General features: G+C 68.0%; 19 protein-coding genes and 2 tRNA genes. 4 read left to right on the forward strand and 17 right to left on the reverse strand.

The features are described from left to right. Positions 1-3 precede the first annotated feature (3 nt). The gene (locus EPL03_RS09285; protein WP_244605233.1) at positions 4-543 is read left to right on the forward strand and encodes a hypothetical protein; all 540 of its coding nucleotides are present in this window, start codon (positions 4-6) and stop codon (positions 541-543) included. Between the two features lie 5 nt (positions 544-548). Further along, on the forward strand, positions 549-761 hold the full coding sequence (locus EPL03_RS09290; protein ID WP_135829053.1) for a hypothetical protein: 213 nt from the start codon (positions 549-551) through the stop codon (positions 759-761). Between the two features lies 1 nt (position 762). On the opposite strand, the gene EPL03_RS09295 is transcribed toward EPL03_RS09290, so the two are convergent. The 11 genes from EPL03_RS09295 to EPL03_RS09345 form a co-directional block, all read right to left on the reverse strand. Continuing rightward, positions 763-1017, reverse strand: coding sequence for a hypothetical protein (locus EPL03_RS09295; RefSeq protein WP_135829054.1), 255 nt, complete (start codon positions 1015-1017; stop codon positions 763-765). A 42-nt stretch (positions 1018-1059) separates the two neighbouring features. Beyond that, positions 1060-1512 (reverse strand): hypothetical protein, encoded by a 453-nt coding sequence (locus tag EPL03_RS09300; protein WP_135829055.1) that lies wholly within the window; start codon positions 1510-1512, stop codon positions 1060-1062. Continuing rightward, on the reverse strand, positions 1509-1985 hold the full coding sequence (locus EPL03_RS09305) for an LEA/WHy family protein (protein WP_135829056.1): 477 nt from the start codon (positions 1983-1985) through the stop codon (positions 1509-1511). Before EPL03_RS09305 ends, EPL03_RS09300 begins: the two co-directional genes overlap by 4 nt. Positions 1986-2056: 71 nt before the next feature. Further along, the gene (locus EPL03_RS09310) at positions 2057-3418 is read right to left on the reverse strand and encodes an ABC transporter ATP-binding protein (RefSeq protein ID WP_135829057.1); all 1362 of its coding nucleotides are present in this window, start codon (positions 3416-3418) and stop codon (positions 2057-2059) included. Beyond that, positions 3394-4539: an ABC transporter ATP-binding protein gene (locus EPL03_RS09315; RefSeq protein WP_135829058.1), complete on the reverse strand. Its 1146-nt coding sequence runs from the start codon at positions 4537-4539 to the stop codon at positions 3394-3396. The genes EPL03_RS09310 and EPL03_RS09315 overlap by 25 nt, the downstream gene beginning before the upstream one ends. Positions 4540-4543: 4 nt before the next feature. Continuing rightward, positions 4544-5500 carry an ABC transporter permease gene (locus tag EPL03_RS09320; RefSeq protein WP_244605234.1) on the reverse strand — a complete coding sequence of 319 codons (957 nt, stop codon included), beginning with the start codon at positions 5498-5500 and terminating at the stop codon, positions 4544-4546. Continuing rightward, entirely contained in the window at positions 5501-6490 is a 990-nt protein-coding gene (locus EPL03_RS09325) for an ABC transporter permease (RefSeq protein WP_244605235.1), read from the reverse strand. A gap of 167 nt (positions 6491-6657) precedes the next feature. Further along, positions 6658-8685, reverse strand: coding sequence for an ABC transporter substrate-binding protein (locus EPL03_RS09330; protein ID WP_168216222.1), 2028 nt, complete (start codon positions 8683-8685; stop codon positions 6658-6660). Positions 8686-8814: 129 nt separating this feature from the next. Further along, on the reverse strand, positions 8815-9093 hold the full coding sequence (locus EPL03_RS09335; protein WP_135829060.1) for a hypothetical protein: 279 nt from the start codon (positions 9091-9093) through the stop codon (positions 8815-8817). 54 nt (positions 9094-9147) lie between these two features. Further along, complete coding sequence (locus EPL03_RS09340; protein WP_135829061.1) at positions 9148-9843, reverse strand: type 1 glutamine amidotransferase domain-containing protein; 696 nt, start codon at positions 9841-9843, stop codon at positions 9148-9150. Positions 9844-9927: 84 nt separating this feature from the next. After that, positions 9928-10002: transfer RNA gene (locus EPL03_RS09345), tRNA-Met, on the reverse strand. A 179-nt stretch (positions 10003-10181) separates the two neighbouring features. On the opposite strand from EPL03_RS09345, the gene EPL03_RS09350 reads away from it, so the two are divergent. Then, the gene (locus EPL03_RS09350; protein ID WP_135829062.1) at positions 10182-12578 is read left to right on the forward strand and encodes a DUF2298 domain-containing protein; all 2397 of its coding nucleotides are present in this window, start codon (positions 10182-10184) and stop codon (positions 12576-12578) included. Between the two features lie 44 nt (positions 12579-12622). Here EPL03_RS09350 and EPL03_RS19940 read toward each other — a convergent pair whose 3' ends face one another. From EPL03_RS19940 to EPL03_RS09375, 6 genes are all read right to left on the reverse strand, one after another. Continuing rightward, the gene (locus tag EPL03_RS19940; protein ID WP_168216223.1) at positions 12623-12775 is read right to left on the reverse strand and encodes a DUF7576 family protein; all 153 of its coding nucleotides are present in this window, start codon (positions 12773-12775) and stop codon (positions 12623-12625) included. Positions 12776-12865: 90 nt separating this feature from the next. After that, complete coding sequence (locus EPL03_RS09355) at positions 12866-13186, reverse strand: HalOD1 output domain-containing protein (RefSeq protein WP_135829063.1); 321 nt, start codon at positions 13184-13186, stop codon at positions 12866-12868. 117 nt (positions 13187-13303) lie between these two features. Continuing rightward, complete coding sequence (locus EPL03_RS09360; RefSeq protein ID WP_135829064.1) at positions 13304-16108, reverse strand: bacterio-opsin activator domain-containing protein; 2805 nt, start codon at positions 16106-16108, stop codon at positions 13304-13306. A gap of 166 nt (positions 16109-16274) precedes the next feature. Continuing rightward, positions 16275-16345 (reverse strand) — tRNA-Gly (locus tag EPL03_RS09365). A 174-nt stretch (positions 16346-16519) separates the two neighbouring features. Then, positions 16520-16891: a hypothetical protein gene (locus EPL03_RS09370; protein WP_135829065.1), complete on the reverse strand. Its 372-nt coding sequence runs from the start codon at positions 16889-16891 to the stop codon at positions 16520-16522. Between the two features lie 49 nt (positions 16892-16940). Then, a complete protein-coding gene (locus EPL03_RS09375) occupies positions 16941-17609 on the reverse strand; it encodes a class I SAM-dependent methyltransferase (RefSeq protein WP_135829066.1) in 669 nt (222 codons plus the stop codon). Positions 17610-17760: 151 nt separating this feature from the next. Here EPL03_RS09375 and EPL03_RS09380 point away from each other — a divergent pair, with 151 nt between their 5' ends. Continuing rightward, positions 17761-18693 (forward strand): cell division protein CdpA domain-containing protein, encoded by a 933-nt coding sequence (locus EPL03_RS09380; protein WP_135829067.1) that lies wholly within the window; start codon positions 17761-17763, stop codon positions 18691-18693. Positions 18694-18790 lie beyond the last annotated feature (97 nt).

Here is an 18790-nt window from a genome sequence, read left to right on the forward strand (position 1 = left end):
CCCATGTCTATCGACATCCGGAAACACCCCGACGCGCCTGACCCCGAGTCCCTGCAGGACGTCACCGTGGAACCGGTTCCGCCCGAGGAGATCGCCGACCGGCGCGAGGGCGGTCGCGTCCTCGTCGAGGACAACGTCCGCGAGCGCGACGACCTCGACGTCATCGCCTATCTGAGCCCCGAACCCGACGGCGACGACGCGGTCGACGTCGGCACCGGACTCTATCGGTTGATTCAGCTGTTCGGCACGCCCCAACTGTCGGAGTACCACGCTGGCGAGGACATCAGCTGGCGCACCGACGAGACCTTCAAGTACCTGTTCCGGGCGCGCCGCGAGGCGAGCGAGGACGACGACCTCCCCGAGGAGTGGCTGTTTACCGTCCACGACTCGCACGTCCGGTACGCCGCCAGCGTGGCGGAGTGGCACGAGGACGACGACGGGACGTTCGTCGCCGACGACCAGGTGGCCCTGACCACGTACGCGCTCGCCCAGCAGATGGCCCTCGAACCCGTCATGGCGGTGTACGAGGACACGCCGTACTGAAAGAGATGGACGGGCGGCGTTCGCGGCTCTACGCGGCGCTGCTCGACGAATCGATTCGAACCGTCCTGCTGTTCGGGGTGGCCGCCGCGCTCGGACTCGGGAGCGTCCTCCTGTTCGTCTACTCGCCGGCGGACTCGCCGACGCGGTTGCACCTCGGGCTCATCCTCTGTTCGACCGCGCTGGTCCTCTACCTGTCGCTACAGAGCACGCCCGACTGACTCAGGTGGCGACGTGCATCAGCGCGAACACGACCACCAGCGACGCCACCAGCAGGCCGGCGAAGACGGGGACCACCGCCGAGTAGGCGTACAGCCCCTGCCAGTAGCCGACCATCGCCACGCCGATGAGCCCCGGGACCGAGAGCAGGAAGAACAGCGACGAGAGGTAGCTCTTTAGCGTGGGGTCGTCGCCGTGCTGGGCGTACGTCCCGCGCTCGCGGACGGTGCGTTCGCGCCCGGGCGTGTCCTTCGTCACGGGGAGAGCTACCCGAACGCCGTACAAAAGCGTAGTGGTTCCTCACTCCAGGAACGCGCCGACCGAGACCGCGAGCAGGTAGCCCCCGAGGTAGGTCGGCGAGTAGTTGAGAAACGCCGCCGAGGTGACGTCGCCCATCATCGACGGCAACAGCAAATCGATGGCCGAATCGGGGAACGGCAGCACGAACAGCGGGGCGAGCCACGCCGCCACGAAGACGGCGAGCCCCGCGAAGAATCCGGCGATGCCGAGTCGGACCGACTCCCGGAGCGACGGTGCGAACGCGTGTGCGAACACGCCGGCGGCGAACATCGGGGCGAGCAACAGCCTGGCGTCGACGTCGAACGTCAGAAACTGGGTCGAATTGTAGACGAACGCGCCCATCCCCGCGAGTACCCCGACCGCCCCGGCCTGGAGCAGGACCCGACCGGCTCGGCGGGAGTAGCTCGCGCGCTCGACGTCGGACGACCAGCCCGACGACGTCGAGTTGCTCATTCGCCGCCCTCCGCTCCGTCGAGCGAGACGTACACCGTCTCCGAACCGACCTTCCCCTTGAGTTGGCCCTCGACGGAGACCTGTCCGGCGTCGGCGCTGGCGAGCCGTTCCGCACCGCCCTCCCGGAGGTCGAGCGGGACCGTCACGTTCCGGGTCGCCCCGGAGCCGACGGCGACGCCGTCCAGACGGGTCGTCGTCCCGTCGGAGACCTGCTCGCCGTCCACGTACGCGTTCATCTGGGCCACCGGGACGGCGATGGCCCTCACGGTGGGGTTGTGGACCCGCAGAGTCACGTCGAGGAGGCCGTCGTCGGTGACCTCGTAGTCGACTACCGTCACGTCGGCGTTCGGGGCGTGTATCGCCGCGAGATGGCCCGACGCCGCCTGTGCGAACGCGACCGTGGTAGCGCCGAAGACGAGCACGAACGCGCCGACGAGCACGATTCGTCTCGTCGTGAGTTCGGAAAGCCTCATTCGATGCTGAAACGGAGAGTCCGAAGTCCGGTAAAACTTTTCATCCGAACGGAAGGAACGATCGGCGTCGGTCAGTCCGACGCGCCCGGCGCGACGACGGGGTCGGCCTCCTCGGTCTCGTGGAGGTGACAGGCGGTAATCCTCGTCCCGGCCTCGCGCATGTCCGGATGCTCGCGCTCGCAGATCGAGACGAACTCGTCGTCGAGTTCGGCCCTCGACCCGTCGTGGTCGCCGTCGGCCAGTTTCTCCGCCGCGCTCCGGAGCGTCCGTTCGGCGTCGCTCGGCAGCTCCAGCGCCGACGGGTCCACCGAGTGCGCCCCCGCCTTCTCGCCGGGCAGCGAGTGCTCTTCGGGGAGGTCGAGCGCGAGTCCGCGACCCAGCACCGCGTCGACCGGGTCGCCGGTCGCGTCCGCCAGCGCCTCCTCGACGTCGAGGTCGCCGGTCACGATCCGGCGCTTGAACTGGGACGCGCGGCGGAACGCCTCCTGGCTCCCGGACCAGTCCTCGGGCGGGATGATGTCCGAACACCGGGGATGGAAGCGGCATCCGCTCGGCGGGTTCCGGGGGTTCGGGACCTCGCCCGTGACGTTCGCGCGGTGGCGCTCGGCCTCGGGGTCGATCTCGGGCACCGCGTCGAACAGCGCCTCAGTGTAGGGGTGTTTGGGGTCCTGGACCACGTCGGTTGTCGGTCCCTGCTCGACCACGTCGCCCAGATACATGATGGTGGTCCGGTCGCACATGTACCCGATGAGCGAGAGGTCGTGACTGATGAACAGGTAGGTCAGCCCGTACTCGTCCTGCAGGTCCTTCATCAGGTTCAACACGCCCGCCCGGATGGAGACGTCGAGCATCGACACCGGCTCGTCGCAGACCACGAAGTCCGGGTTGACGACGAGCGCCCGCGCGATGGCGACCCGCTGGCGCTCCCCGCCCGACAGCTCCTTGGGGAACTCGTCGAGGTACGGCTCGGCCGGCGCGAGCCCCACGTCCTCGAGGACCTCCGTGACGCGGTCGCGGCGGTCCTGGTGGGAGTCGCCCATGTCGTTTATCTTCAGCGGTTCCATCACCGACTGGAACACCGTCATCCGGGGGTTGAGGCTCTCGAACGGGTCCTGGAATATCATCTGGACCCGCTGGCGGAACTCGCTCTCTTCGTCCTTCGAGAGGTCGCTGATGTCCTTGCCGTCGAACTTGATGGTGCCGTGAGTCGGCTCGTGGAGCCTGACGAGCAGTTTGCCCAGCGTCGTCTTGCCACAGCCCGACTCGCCGGCGATGCCCATGATGTCGCCCTCGTTGATGGTGAGATCGACGTCGTCGACTGCCCGGACCGGGTTGGGCTCGCGGCCGAGCAATCGGTCGGTCGTGCCCTGCGTCATGCCGAACAGCTTCGAGACGCCCGTTACCTCGATCAGTGGGTCTCCGTCGTTTGCCATGTTTCCTCCTTGATAGCTTCGGTCCGCATCGTTTCGAGTTCGTCCACCCGGTAGCACGCCGAGCGATGGGCCATGGCGTCGTCGGCTTCGACCCGCTGGCCGCCTTCGGCGGCCGAGACGTCGTACATCGGCGGGTGAGACGTCCCACACTCTTCTATCTCGAACGGACACCGGTCGGCGAACCGACAGCCGGGGTCCGGGTCGAGCAGCGTCGGCGGCGACCCGGGGATGGAGACGAGGTCGGTCTGCTCCTCTTTGACCGTCGGGAAGGAGTTCTTGAGCCCGAGCGTGTAGGGGTTCGAGGACCGCTGGAACACCTCGGTCTTCGGGCCGCTCTCCATGAACTTCCCGCCGTACATGACCGCGAGCTGGTCGCAGATTTCGGCCATCACGCTGATGTCGTGACTGACCACGAGGATGGAGACGCCGAACTCCTCCTGGAGGTCTTCGAGCTCGTCGAGGATGCGGTCCTGGATGATGACGTCGAGCGCGGTCGTCGGCTCGTCGGCGATGAGCAGGTCCGGATTGCACGCCATCGCCATGGCGATGACCGCCCGCTGTTTCATGCCGCCCGAGAACTGGTGGGCGTAGTCGTCGGCGCGGTCCGGGTCGATGCCGACCCGTTCGAGCAGGTCCCGGGCGCGCTCGTCGGCCTCCTCGACGGAGGTGTCCGGTTCGTGGCGGCGGATGGCCTCGATAATCTGGTCGCCCACCTTGTAGACGGGATTGAGCGCGTTCATCGCGCTCTGGGGGATGAGCGCGATGTTGCGCCACCGGACGTCCCGGATCTGCTCGTCGTCGAGCCGGGCGAGGTCCGTCTTGCCGTCCTCGCGGACGGGATACTGGTCGTCCTCGATCACCTCCCGGCGGGGCTCGCCCTGCTCGTTCTCCCAGCGGGGGAGCGTGCCGTCGAACCACACCTCCCCGCTGTCGATGCGTCCGTTGGCGTCGAGCAAGTGGACGAGCGACTTGGCGAGCGTCGTCTTGCCACACCCAGATTCGCCGACGAGACCGTACGTCTCGCCGCGGTCCATGCTGAAGGTGACGCCGTCGACCGCGTGTACCGACTGGTCGTCGACGTCGTACCGGATCGAGAGGTCGTTTACTTCGAGTAGCGTCATGTGGTCACTCCTTCTGCGGGTTGGTCACGTCCTCCATCGAGAAGCCGATGAAGTAGAACGCCGCAGCGATAGCGGTGATCGCGAGTCCCGGCGGGATGAGCCACCACGGCGCGTCGTAGATGTACCCCTGCGCCTGAATGTTCTCGAGCATGATGCCCCACGAGTTGGCCGTGAAGTCGGCCAGCCCGAGGTACGCCAGCGACGCCTGCGCGAGGATGGCGGCCGCCGCGTCCTGGGCGAGGAAGACGAACGCCAGCGGCAGGACGTTCGGCATGATGTGGCGGAACACGATCCGGGTGTCGCTCGCGCCCGCGACCTTCGCGGAGTCGACGTAGGCGCGTTCCTTCAACGACAGCGTCTCGCCGCGGATGACGATGCAGTTGTTGAGCCACGAGGTGATGGCGATTCCGAGGATGATGTTGGTCGTGTTCACGCCCCGGATGGCGACGAGGACGACGAGGAACGGCAGGAACGGCAGGCCGTACATCACGTCGACGATGCGCTGGATGGTCTCGTCGATCCACGTGTCGCCGTAGAACCCGCTGATGAGCCCGAGCGGGACGCCGACCAGACTCGACAGCAGTCCGGCCGCCACCCCGATGTAGAGGGCGTTGCTCGCCGAGAAGACGATGAGGGTGAAGATGCCCTCCCCGCTGGCGTTCGTGCCGAGCGGCGCGAAGAACGGATCGCCGAACGCCGGCGGATGGGGCAGCGACTGCAGCTGTTCGCCGGTCATGCGAGTGTTCTCGTAGCCGATGTACGCCTTCCACTCGGGCGTGTGGGGCGCGAAGACGTCGGGGAACAGCCCCCAGAGACTGAACAACACCAGGAGTGCCAACCCCAGCACGCCCATCTTGTGGGTCGTGTACCGGTCCCACCCGCGCTTGATTCGGTCGATTCGCGGCTCCCAGCGCTCTCGCATCGATTCGAACCGGGAACCGCGCTCGGATTTCGTAGCCATCTATTGTTCCTCCCCGAACTTGATTCGTGGGTCGAGGTACGTGTACGCGATGTCGGTCAGTAGACGCATCACGATCACGAGGACCGCCAGTATGAAGAACGCGGCCTGCGTGGCCGGGTAGTCCTGCGCGGCCACGGAGTTCACGATGAGTTGGCCGATGCCCGGCCAACTGAACACCTGTTCGATGATGACGCTGCCGTCGAGCAGGAACGCGAGGCCGACGATGGCTTGCGTGGCCACCGGGATGAGCGCGTTCCGCGCGGCATGCTTTATCATCACCGTGCGCTCGCTGAGCCCCTTCGCCTGTGCGAGGAACACGTAATCGGCGTCGGTGACGTTGTTCATCGACGGTCGCATCACCAGCATCGACCCGACCCAGCCGACGAACGCGAGGCTGAACAGTGGGAGCGTGATGTGGTTGAACACGTCGACTATCGTGGACAGGACCGTCCAGTCGAACTCGGCGAACTTGGTGTACATGTACGTCGACTCGAACCAGCCGAGTTCGTAGTTGAACAGCCAGATGAACAGCCACGCCAGCCAGAACGACGGCATCGAGTACATCACGAGGCTGCTGGCAAAGATGGACTTGTCCTTTCGGGTGCCCCGGAGCCAGCCCAGATACATCCCGACGATTGGGCCGATGATGTAGGCGGCGATGAACGACGCTCCGAACAGGATGAGCGTTCGCGGGAGTCGCCGCACGATGACGTCCCACACCGGCTCCTTGTACGTCGGCGACATGCCGAAGTTGCCGGTCTGGTAGTTTATCATGAAGTCGATGTACTGTTGCCAGAGCGGCTCGTTGAGCCCCCAGACGTTACGCAGTCGTTCGACTTGTTCGGGTTGCATTTGCGGGGTAATCATCGACGAGATGAACGACCCCGGCATGCTCCGCAAGAGTGCGAACAGCAGGGTCATAATCACCAGCAGGGTAATGTACGACACCACGAGTCGCTTGCCGAGATAGCGTGCGCTGATTCGGGTCACCTGCGATCACTCCATGTGTCTTTTTCGGCTCTCATATCAACAAGTTTCGGTTTTCCTAAGTGCATTGTTGAATAGGTTCATTATTAATGTGCTGATTTAGCGCGTCCGTACCCGTGGACACTTTCCGGACTCGCAGCCAAACGTTAAAAATTGGGTACAGTCGATCGCTACTCAGTCTGGTGGATATGTGTCGCCTGCCAGAACCAGTTCGCGTACGCCGGGTCGACGATGTTCTCTATCGCTCCGGTGAAGTCCGCAGTATTCATCGGCATCCGCATCTTCGAGTAGTCATTCACCATGTATGCCATGTCTAGGTAGGTTTTCTCGATTGCCGTCGCCCACTTTTCGTTCCGATTTTCGGGATCCATCTCAGTGTAAGCATCGTCAATGAGGTCGTCGGCACCTGCGTCAACTACGCCGTAGCCCGAGCGATTGTAGTTGTACGAGTCTGCTCCGCTCTCCTCCTTAGCCTGATTGGAGTGGAAGAACAGCTGAAGCGAAGTACCGAATGCGCTGGTCCCACCCCAACCCGCCGTGTAGATGTCGTAGTCAGCATCGTAGGCGACGATGTCAGTCCTCGTGTTGAACCCGGTTGGTTCAAGGGTCACGGGAATGCCGACCTTCCCGAGATTCTCCGCCCAGCGCTCGAACGCCTGGCCCGTCTTGGGATTCTCACCAGGCGGACTTATTAGTATCTCTATGGGCCCATCCATGACCTCCGAGATTGCCTCGCCGTTGACGTACAGCTCGACGTCCGAGAGGTCGTCGAGTTCACTCGACACGGCCTCGTCGAACGTGTAATCGTGTTTTGCTTCCGACTGGCTCGCCTCGACGCCGGACAGCGAACCGGGGTACTCTCGCCCGGCGTACGTCCCCTCAGAGCCGTCGATGACTTCACCGTTCTCCAAGAACGACCGAATCGCCTCAACATCGGGTTCGGCGGTCTCGTCTTGGCCGCGGAATTTGAACGCTTCAGACGCCGGATCTTCGAGGAGTTCCCCGTCGTAGACCGTTTCCGGGCGGACACCAGAGTACCCGGGCGACTGAGCGAAGTCGCCGTCGTACACGTACCCCTGCTGGAGTTCCTCGACCCAGTAATAGTCGTCCCACGCGAACGCAGCCGCCTGTCGGAAGGCGATGTCGTCGAGCGGTTCCCGACGAAAGTTCATGTCGACGTATCCGAACCCGCTGTCGTATCCGTTTATGAGACCGAGACCCTCGGTGTCCTGTGCCTCGGGAATCTCTTCAGTCCGGAGGCTGCCGTAGTGGGTGTCAATTTCGCCGCGCATGAACGCCTCCGTCAGCGCGGAGGTGCTACCGTAAATCGAGAAGTTAACCTGGTCGAGGAAGGGGCCGCCCGTCCGGAGGTTGTCGTGTTCCTCGATCCAGTCCAAGTCCGTGAGGGGATACTCCTCGGCGTCGCGGAACTGGACCTGCATGTCGGTATCGGGGTTGAACTGGGTGATGATGCCGGGGCCAGTGCCGACCGGGCCGTTCTCGCGCTCCTCCATCGGGTCGTAGTTCTGATGGTCGTCAACGTCCGACCAGATGTGCTCGGGGATCATCGGACACGCGCCGAGCGCTGTCGAGTCCCATGTTCCGACTGGTTGAGTCAGCGTCATCCGGCAGTCCCAGTCGCCGTCGTCCTCCGTGACCTCTGCAATGTTGTTCCAGACTGTGGACCACTCACCAACCTCGTTCTCGATTATGTAGTCGTGCGAGAAGATGACGTCGTCGACGGTGAAGTCCTCGCCGTCGTTCCACGTGAGGTCCTCCCGAACGTTGAAGACGATCTCCGGTTGGTCGGCGTCCGCGTTCTGGAGCTCCCAGTCGGTGAACACCCACGGCTGAATTTCGTAAGTGACCGGATCGGTCACAGTACCGAAGTCGTAGACGAGGTTAAGAGCGACCGCCGAGTACACGCTTCCGGCCATCATGTAGTTGGCGGTATCGGGGTTTTCGGACATCCCGTACCTGAGCGTGCCGCCCTGGGGGATATCGCTAGCGTCTTCGGCCACCGTGTCGGGTTCCTCCTCGGTGGTCGTCTCGTCGCTCTCCGTTTCGGTCGTCTCCTGACCGCCACCGCCACCGCTACAGCCAGCGAGTGAGAGGGCGACAGCGCCGGCTCCGCTCGCCTTCAGAAACGTTCGTCGATCTTCGTTCGCATCGTCGGATCGGTTGCGCCGGTGTGGCATACCAATGAGGTATGCAATCATCCATTTAAATCTACTGGTTACAGGGTAAGTCTGCATAATGTATGCTTGACGGTGACAAAATGTAGTCCTCGGTGCGGTATTTACTCATTTCCGTAGATTTTGAGTGCATCACTCCCCCAGACCCACGCCCGACAGACCCAGATAGCCGAAGTAGACCGTCGCCGCCGCCGCCATCGAGGCCATCGTCAGCCAGACCGACGGCGTGAGCGGACTCGGGTTGGACTGCGCCCAGAACACGCTCATGATCGACCAGAGCGTGGCGACCACGAAACCGAGCGTCATGAGCCACGTCCCGAGCAATCGACGCTCGGTCTGGGCGACGACGAACGCGGCGGTCATCAGTAAGCCCGCCATAATCGCCAGCACTCCGCGGGTTCCCAGCGCCATGGTGCTCTCACCTACGGGTGAGGAGACGCGGGTGATAAAAGTGTGCGTTCGACGTCACGCCGACGGGGTGACGCCGAGAAGCTCGGCGAGGGTGGTCGCGGCCTCGCTGGACGACCCGGGACCCCGGGCGGTGACGAGGTCCCCGTCGACGGTGACGCTGCTGTCGGCGTCGAGTTCGGCGTCCCAGTTCGCGCCCGCCGCCGTCACCTCGTCCTCGACCCAGTAGGGGAGTTTGCGACCGTCCGGCAGCAGGTCCTCGTCGTCGACGATTCCCTCCTCCCACTCGTTCGGGAAGCCGGTGACGTCCCGGCCGTCCACCAGAAAGCCACCGTTGCCGTCGCGGGCGAACGCGAGCAGCCCGACCGCGTGACAGACGACCAGCGCCTTCCGGTCGTCGTCGCCCTCGACCAGCTCCCGGAGGAGCGTTCTGGCGTGTCGGTCCTGATTCACGTCCCAGACGGTGCCGTGGCCGCCGGGGAACACGACCGCGTCGTACGCCTCCGGTTCGACCGCGGCCAGCGGCGTCGGGTCCTGGAGCCGCTGGTCGGTCTCGTGGACCTCCCTGACCCGGTCGGCCATCTGCTCGCCCACGTTCTCGGGGTCGACCGAGCGGTCGTCGACGACGGGTTTCGACCCGCTTGGCGTCGCCACGTCGACGCTCGCGTCGGTGTCGGACAGGGTTTCGAGCGGTTCGACGCACTCCTCTCCCCAGTACCCCTCCTCGCTGACGACGAACAGTACGGATGTCATCGTAGATTCGTAGTCGGTGGCGACCAATAAATCCGGGGCCACCCCCGCGAACTGCCGATTCCGAGCGATCGAGTTCGGGAGAAGTAGCGGGAGGTGGATTTGAACCACCGGTCTGCGGGTTATGAGCCCGCCGGAATCTCCTGGCTATCCCATCCCGCTACCAATCCGTAGCGCGGTTCCACAGTTAAGGATTGTGATTCGACCGCCGTATGCGAATTTGTCCCGCCGACGGCCGGCGACCGCTCGACCGCCGGCGCGGTGACTCTCCGGCGCTCGAAGGCCGGAACCGGTGGTGAACCCCAAGAGGTTTATCGCTCGCCCGCCCGCCTACAGTTCGAATGGAGTACGCGCTCGTCCTGCTGTGGTTCGTCGCCTTCCAGGCGCTCGCGGTGGCCGCACTCCCCCTCGCGGCCCGGCTGTTCCCCCGACATCCCGACCGTGGCGCGGCCCTCGCACTTCCGGTCGGACTCGTCGTCGTGACCACCGCGACGTTCTGGGTCGGTCACCTCGGGTTCGGTCGCTGGACCGCCGTCCTCGGCGTCCTCGTCCTCGCGGGCCTGTCAGCACTCGTGCTGTGGCGCGACGCGTCGGTTCGACCGGGCGGGAGCGCCGGCGTCCGTCCGCTCGCGTACGCGGAAACTGCAATCGTGTTTGCGCTGGCGTTCGGCCTCCTGGTCGCGGTCCGGGCGGTCGACCCCGCCATCGTGCCCGGCGGCGGCGAGAAGTTCCTCGACTTCGGCATCCTGAAGTCGCTGGTCCGGGGCGACGCCCTGCCGCCCGCCGACATGTGGTGGGCGGGCGACCACGTCCTCTACTACTACGGCGGCCACCTGATGGCCGCGATACTGGCCCACCTCACCGACACGGCCCCGCGATTCGCGTACAACCTCGCGCTCTCGGGGTTCTACGCCTCGCTCGTGACCGCCGCCTACGGCCTCGGCGGAGCCATGGCCGACGCCCGGGGCGCGTCGGCCCGCGTCGGCGCGACCTTCGCGGCCTTTTTCGTCGGAATCGCCAGCAACCTCGTCGTCGCGGTGACGGGGCTCCTCGGGGTCCTCCCCGACTCGGTAGCCGGGGGCGCGACGGACTGGGTGGCCGACGGATTGCGCGGTACTGACGGGGCCCTCTCCAGCGCGGGCGAACTCGTGGCCGGCGGTCTCGACGCGTTCGGCTACTGGGCACCCAGCCGCGTCATCCCGAACACCATCAACGAGTTCCCGCTGTTTGCCTTCTACAACGGGGACCTCCACGGCCACATGCTCAGCACGCAGTTGCTCGTACTCGTCGCCGCGCTCGGGTTCGCCTACTACCGGACCCTGGCGGAGAACCACCGGCGGCGGCGCGTCCTCGCGTTCGGCGTCCTCCCGCCGGTAATCGCCTTGCTCGGCCTCGTCAACGTCTGGAGCCTCCCCACCGGACTCGGCGTGGCGTGGCTGGCGTTCGTGTTCGCGCCGGCCGACGCCGCGTCGCTGTTGCCCGGCGACGCCACCGGCAGGGAGGGTGCGCCCGCCTCCGACGGCGGCGAGCCAGTCGCCAGCGCCTCCCTCGCGTCGGCGCTCCGGGTCGAGGCCTGGCGGGTCGGCAGGGCGTTCGCGGGCGCGGGCGCGGTCACGGTGCTGACCGTGGCGTGGCTCTCGCCGTTCGTGGTCGGCGTCCTGCTCCAGTCGGCGAGCAACCGGAGCGTCGGCGTCCTGCCGCCCGCGACCACGGCGACGGGACTCGTACTGGTTCACGGGGCGTTCCTAGCGGTGTTCGCGTGCTACCTCTGGCCGCGCGCACGCGGGACGTTCTCCGCCGACCCCGTTCGGTTGGGCCTGCTGGCCGCGCTGGTGGTGCTGGTCGCGTGGGTCGCGGGCTATCCGGTCGTGGCGCTCGTGGTCCCCCTGCTCGTGGTCGGGTGGCTGTTGCTCCGGGCCGAACCCGACACCGACGCGAGCGCGGGAGCCGAGCGCCCGGTGGGCTACGAGACCGTACTGCTGGTCGGCGGGGCGGGGCTGGTGACGCTCGTGGAGTTCGTCTACGTCGAGGACGGGGCCATCTCGGGTCGGTTCAACACCGTCTTCAAGGTGTACATGCAGGTGTGGGTGCTGTGGGCCACCGCCACCGGAGCGATGCTGGCGGCCGCGCTGAGCGACCGGGCGGGACCGAGCGGCTGGTCGGCGTCGCTGGGCGGCCTCGACGCGACCCGGGCCGACCTGATGGCCGTGGTGGCCGCCGCGCTCGTGGTCTCGACGAGCCTCTACGGCGGGTTCACGCTCCGGAACCACTTCGCGCCGAACGACGACCTCGTGAGCCCCGACGAGATGACCCTCGACGGGCTCGACTACCTCGACGCCCGACACCCCGGCGAGGCCGACGCCATCCACTGGCTCGACGACCGCGAGGGCCAGCCCCACGTCGTCACCGCGCCGGGGAGTCCGTACCAGTGGTCGAGCCCGGTGCCCTCGCTGACCGGGCTCCCGGCGGTCGTCGGCTGGGTGTACCAGGAGGGCGCGTACCGGGGGTCCGAAGTGGCCCAGACGCGCGAGACCGACGTCGAGTACGTCTACACCGGCCATCCGGGCGAGCGGGCGGAGCTCCTCGAGGAGTACGACGTGGAGTACCTCTACGTCGGGCCGTTAGAGCGCGAGGCCTACCCGAACGCCGATCTCGACTTCTCGGACGAACCGGGTCTCGAACCCGTCTTCGACGAGGGCGACGTCGTAATCTACCGGGTGAGCGACCGCGATTCGTAGCCCGGCGGGCCGGTAGCCACTCGCGGCCGCGACGCGCCGGACCGTCACTCCTCGCGGCCGCGCTCCCAGGCCGCCCGGCAGTCGGAGCCACAGAAGTCGTGAATCTCGAACTCCCCGTCGCCGTCCCGTACCGTGGCGACGGGATGCCACTCGTCGGACGGGATGGGTCGACCGCAGTGCGAGCAGCGCTGGCTCACGGCTACCGAACCACCTCGCGGCCCGCCGCTCGCTCCGGACGGTCTCGGACTGCCGCCCCCGAAGGAACCACTGTTGTCCCCCTCGACCCCCTACGGGCGGTCGCGATTCGTTCCGGCTCGCGCGCGGTCGTCCTCGACCGCGCCGCCGCCCGCCTCGCGCTCGCTCACCTCGACCGACCCGTCGGCCCGGACGACGACGTCGCAGCCGGCGAAGGTGAACTCGACCTGACCGCCCCTTCGTCCGCTCCCCGGCGTGGGGGCGAACAGGTTGTCGAGCGCCTCCGGGTCCACGACGTGGTACAGCGGCCCCACCTCGGTCGGGTCGCTGTCGGTGGTCTCGGCGACGGCTTCGATGACGCGTTGGCTGGTCGAACGGTCGGCGACGGGAGTCCCGCGCATTGTTTGGCTCATTCTGTACCCGTTCGAAAGGCCACCGACGGGATAGCGGTTGGCGATAGATGGATATCCGCCCGCCGACCCGAGGGGGTATACTTATAAATCGGCCGCGTCAGTCGCCTGAAACGGGACTCAGCCCTCCTCGAACAGCAGACCGAACAGCGCGCGCTCGGCCGCCCGGACGTGGCGGCTCACCGTCGGCTGGGACACCCCGAGCGCGTCGGCGACCTCCTGGGCGGTGCTCTCGCGGGGCCACTCGAAGAACCCACCGAGGTAGGCCGTCCGGACCACCTCCCGCTGGCGGTCGGTGAGCCGGTCGGCGAGTTCGGCCTCGAACGCCCGCCGGGTCATCACCGGCTCGTCGACCGCCCGGCGCGCGACCAGTTCGACGTCGTCGTAGTAGGCCTCGAACAGTTCCACGAACTGCCGGACGTCGCCGTCGGGCGGGATGCGGACGACGAACCTGGCCTCCCCGTCGGCGGCGGTCTCGGACCGGGGCATCCCGCCACGGTCGACCAGCGACCGGAGGAACGACTCGTCGGCCAGCGCCGCCTCGTAGAGGCACTCGTCGTCGCGGTCGGCGACGAGGCGCACGTCCTCGACCCACGACACGTCCTCGACGAACGCCAGCGTCTCCTCGGCCGAGACGCCCCGAACCGTGAAGTACGCGTGGAGCCGCCCGTCCGTGCGCTGGACGGCGTTGTCGAACTCGAACGTCGCCCCGGTCTCGGAGACGAACGCGAGGACCGCCGTCGACGACCCCCGAACGCGGAAGTCGAGTTCTATCGAGCGGTCGCTGACGAGGGCCTGGCGCTGTTCGAGCGCGTTGAGCCCGTAACCCAGCAGTTCGCCCAGCTCGACCAGCACGTTCCGCTCGGTCTCGTCGAACGCGTCGGTCTCGCCCGCGTACAGGTTGAGGACGCCACGGATCGCGTCGCCGTACTCGACGGGGACCGACGCGCTCGACCGGTAGCCGCGCTTGAGCGCCTGCTCGCGCCACGGCTCGAACGGCGGGTCCCCGAGCAAGTCGTTCTGGACCTGAATCTCCGCGGTCCGGACCGCGCGCCCGGTCGGCCCGCGCCCGCGCTCGTCGGTGTCGTCGGCGGTCACGACCACCTCCTCCAGATACCCCTGCTCGACGCCCGCCCACGCCTCCGGCGTCACCTCGTCGGTCGCCCTGTCGCGCGTGCCGAACCACGCGAATCGGTACGGGCCGGCGTCGGTCAGCCGGTCGCAGGCGGCCTGCATCACCTCCTGGGGCGACGACGCCAGCGTGACCGCCCTGGCCAGCTCGCGGACGACGCTGTTTATCCGGTCGACGCGTTCGAGCTCTCGGTTCTTGACCCGGAGTTCGTCGCGGCGCTCGCGCAGGGTCGCCTCGCGCTCGGCCCGGTCGAGCGCCGAGCGGACGTTCGAGCACAGCAGGTCCGCCAGCGAGGCGTCGGTCGCGTCGAACGCCGCGCGGTCGGGCGCGCCCGCGAGCAAGACGCCGTGCTTGCCGAGCGGCACCGCGACGACCGAGCGGACGACCGGGGCGTTGGACCCCGCACGCGACGACCCGCCGGCGGGCGCGAGGTCGTCGACCACCTCGGACTCGCCCGCGACGAACGCCTGCCACGCGACGCCCTCGCTCCGGGCCTCGAGAAGCGCGTCGTCGACGCCGTCACCGGCCCACCGCTGGACCGCGGGCGCGAGACTCCCGGCGTCGTCGTCGTAGCGCGCGACCGCCGCGTTCGGGAACTCGAGCACGTCGACGGCGGCGTCGACCGCCAGCTCGCAGATGGCCGCGGGCGTCTCGGCGTCGGCCAGCGACCCCGCCGTCCCGGTGAGCGCGGTGAGCTTCCGCTCGCGTCGCTGGACCGTGTGCTCGCGCTCGCGGCGGTCGACCGCGGTCGCGAGCAGGCGGGCAACGCTCTGGACGAACTGGACGTCGTGGTCGGCGTACGTCCGCGATTCGGTGTCGTGGACCCCGAGGATGCCCCACGGGTCCTCGGACGGGCCGACGACCGTGCTGACGCCGCTGGTCACCCCGTGGTCGGTGAGCAGTTCGGCCCCCGTGAACCGGGTTTCGGCGTCGAGGTCCGTGACGACGACCGGTTCCGCCGAGAGCAGGGTGTAACCGGGCTGCGAACCGCGCTCGGCCGCGACCGTGGCCGACCCCACGACGCCGTCGCGCCAGCCGACGCCGGCCCGGACCAGCAGGTCGTCCTCCCGGGGTCGGCGTTCGAGGACCGTGGCGTACTCGTGGTCGAGGGCGTCGGCGACGAGTTCGACCGCCTCGTCGAACAGGTCGTCGAGCGGCCGGTCGTCGAGCACCGCCCGCGAGAGCGAGGCGACCGCGCGCTGCTGGCGCACCCGGTGCCTGAGCTCGGCCTCCCGGCGGTTCCGCTCGGCGACGTCCCGGACGACGCCGGCGAAGCGCCGTTGCCCGTCCACGGTGAACTCGCTGAACGAGACCTCGACGGGGACCTCGGTGCCGTCCTCGTGCCGGCCGACGAGGGCCACGGCGTCCCAGTCGAGGGTCCGCTCGCCGGTGTCGAGGTACCGCCGGACGCCGGCCCGATGGCGGTCGGCGACGTCCGGCGACATGAGCGTCGACAGCGACTCGCCGACGAGTTCGTCCGGGCGGTACCCGAACACGTCCTCGACGGCCGGGTTGGCGAACCGGACGACGCTGTCGACGTCGATGACGAGTAGCGCGTCCGACAGCGCCTCCGCGAGCGCCCCGACGTAGTCGCCGTCGACGCCCCCGTCCGCGACGACGCGCGCCCCGTCACAGCCGGGCGCGGGCTCGGCCGGGAACCGTCGAGGCCCCGCGAGCGCGCCGCTCGCGGCGAACGCCGGCGCGAGTTCGTGGGGGTCCACTTCGGACGGCGGCGCGCGGCGTTCGCCCAGGATAGCCGCCGGGACGGGGGAAACGCGGATTGGCTCGCTCATCACACTCTGGGTCGGGGGAGACCGTCTGTCCGGACCGCTCGGGCACGGTCGAAGACGACCGTCGGGTCGCCGTCAGCGGTGAGAGACAGCGATAGGTGAGGCGGTCGAGTTGGAAAAAGCGTTCGGCCGAGCGTGGACGTCGCCGGCCGGTTCGCGTCGGCGAAAGTGCGCCGACCGGGATTTGAACCCGGGCCATGAGCTTGGAAGGCTCAGGTCCTGCCACTAGACCATCGGCGCGCACCATCGGATTCGCCACCCGGCATTAAGGGCCTTACTGTTTCGGCCGCGACCGACCGGACTCGGCGCGGTCGCGAGCAGCCCTCTCGAGCGGATTCGGTCTCGGACGGAGTCGACCAAACGCATGGCGTGGCGGTAAGGCGGTCCGAACAGTGGGGCTCGCGACTCGGAACGTCAGCGCTCCTCGCCCGGCACGGGCCGCAAGACGCCGTACCAGAACCGATAGAGGACCATCCCGACGAGCCCACCGGTGTCGAACCCGTACCGGAACGCCCCGTCGGACGGGAGCCGTCGCCGGACCAGCCCCGAACAGAGTCCGACCGCGAAGCCCCGATACCTGTCGGTCCGAATCCGAGCCACGTCGCGGTCGTGGGCGGCGTGGAAGCCGAACTGGTAGAGGATGCCGGCGACCAGCCCCGTCGGCGAGACCGCCGGCGGCCCGTCGTAGTCGTCGCGTCGGGTCAGGTGCTTCAGGACGTACGCCTGGAGGACCAGTCCGAGGGCGGAAACCAGAAACTCCACGACCGCGCGTCGCCGACGTGTCATACGTCTTTCCAGAACGGTCGGCTAATTATGCGTTTCGGTCGCCCGCACCTCACTCCCCGCCGGCGGTCCCGCGAACCGTGGCGTAGCAGTTCCCGCTCGACACCTCGAACGAGACCGGTTCGAGCCCGCTGGCCTCGACCGCGGCCTCGAAGTCCCCGGGCGCGTAGACGTGGTAGTATCGCCCCACGGTCTCGCCGTCCGGCAAGGTCCAGTCGACCGTCGTGTCGAACGACGCCTCGCGGTCGAAGCGGTCGTGGGTCACGCTCCACGCGCTCAACAGCGCCCGGCCGTCCGGCGCGAGCACCCGCGCGAGTTCGTCGAGGCTGGCGCGCCGAGTCGCCTCGTCGGGCAGGTGGTGGAGCGCCGCCACGTAGGTCGCCAGCCCGACGCTCGAATCCCCGAGCGGGACGCGCGCGGCGTCGGCCTGCACGAGCGCGGCGTCGAACTCCCGGTCGGCGGCGCGGTCGCGTGCGGTCGCGAGCACCGCCCGGCTGACGTCGGCGGCCACCACGCGGTCGGCGCGGTCGGCGAGGAGTTCGGCGTGTCGACCGTTACCACAGCCCAGGTCGAGCGCGACCGGGACCCGCGACCGGCCGTCGAGGAACGCCTCGACCTCGGGCCAGGGGTACTCGCGAGTCTCGGCGAAGTGGTCGGCGATGCGGTCGTACGTGGCCCGGACGCCCCGCCGGTCGGCGGACCCGGCGTCGGTCTCGTCCATGGGTCCGAGTGGACGGCGGGGCGACAAAACGCCTCCGGGTCGCCGGCGTCGCGGTCGCGGCCTCCGCACGGACGGCGAATCCGGGCGCGCCGGCGGGGATGCGACGAACGTCTGACGCAACGTTTACTTGTTCGCGTGCGATGACGCGCACATGACCAGCCTCGCGGAGGCCTACGAGGAGAACGTCGGCGAGGTCGCCAACGTCCGACTGCTCTATCTCGGGGTGGGCCTGTTCGTCGTCGGGGCGCTGCTCGTCGTCGCCGCCATCCTGCTCGCGACGACGGGACTGCGCGAGTCGCTCGACCTCACGACGCTGGAGGCCCGCGAGGGCGCGGGCGTGCTGGCGGGGGTCGGCGTGCCCGCCGTCTTCGTCGGCATCTTCAGCGTCCTCCCGGCCAGCGAGCGGGTCCGGGCCGCGGCGGCCATCGGCGCGGGCGTCTCCGTACTGGGCGTCGCGCTGTTCGTCCACGCCTACCCCGAACACTGGGCCGGGTTCGGCCAACAGCTCACGGCCCCGGTCGTCGCGGTCTACTTCGTCGGCGTGCTCGTCACCTTCGCCTGCCTGTTCGTCGCGGTGGTGAACTTCAAGACGCGCAACGACCCCGGCGGCACGGTCACGCTCGAACTCACCCGCGAGGGGACGGTCGAGACCGTCGAGGTCGACCGGGAGAACCTCGCGGAGGCCGACGACCTCTCGGAGCTGGGCGCGCTCGAATCCACCGACGGCGGCACCGACGCGCCCACGACCGGGCTCGGCGGCGTGGCGTTCGTCGGCAACACGCCCGACGGCGAGACGCCGACCCAGACCAACCAGTCGGGCGGAGGCCCGGGCGCTCGCGCCGCCACCGGGAGCCCGCGACCAACCAGCGACGGCGGCACCGCCACCGACGACATCCGGTCGCCGCTGGACGACGCGCCCGACGCCGGACCGGCTCCCAGCCACGCCACCGACGCCTACTGTGGCAACTGCCGGCACTTCCAGTACGTCCGGACCGAGGAGGGCATGGAGCCCCACTGCGGGTTCTACGGCCGGACGATGGACGACATGGACGCCTGCGAGGAGTGGGAGCCCAACAGCAACTAAGCGGTTCCGGAGCTACCCGAACGCGTGTGCAGATACGTGACTGGAGCCGGGTCCGTGCCCTCGGCGCGCGTATCTGGACGCCGCCTCGTTCGACGGG

This window comes from Halorussus halobius (assembly GCF_004765805.1).
Lineage (GTDB): Archaea > Halobacteriota > Halobacteria > Halobacteriales > Haladaptataceae > Halorussus > Halorussus halobius.